Annotated in this window: 1 protein-coding gene; it reads left to right on the top strand. The window is 62.7% G+C overall.

The genetic code is table 11. From position 1 onward, the window contains the following. A partial coding sequence (locus tag PVZ80_RS00295; RefSeq protein WP_273863293.1) for a hemagglutinin repeat-containing protein occupies positions 1-263 on the top strand: 263 nt, incomplete at both ends.

Genomic DNA, 263 nt, shown 5'->3' with positions numbered 1-263 from the left:
TGAGCCTGAGTGCGGGGCGCGACGCCAATATCGTCTCCACCGAGCTCAACAGCAGCCTGGCGCTGGGCAAAAACCACTACAGCAGCGCTATCACCCAGATCGGCTCCGAGGTCAGCGCCGGTCGTGACCTGACGGTGAAGGCCGGTCGCGATATCAACGCCATCGCCAGCGAGATCGAAGCCAAACGCAATATCGCCATGGCGGCCACCGAGAACCTGACGCTGTCCTCGGCGGCGGACGAGCAGCACTCCTACGAAAAAACC

It is taken from the genome of Pseudomonas sp. B3G-3 (genome assembly GCF_028640915.1).
GTDB classification, from domain to species: domain Bacteria; phylum Pseudomonadota; class Gammaproteobacteria; order Pseudomonadales; family Pseudomonadaceae; genus Aquipseudomonas; species Aquipseudomonas chlororaphis_I.
Note: the sequence above shows the minus strand (reverse complement) of the source record. Positions and strands in the feature narration are given on the sequence as shown.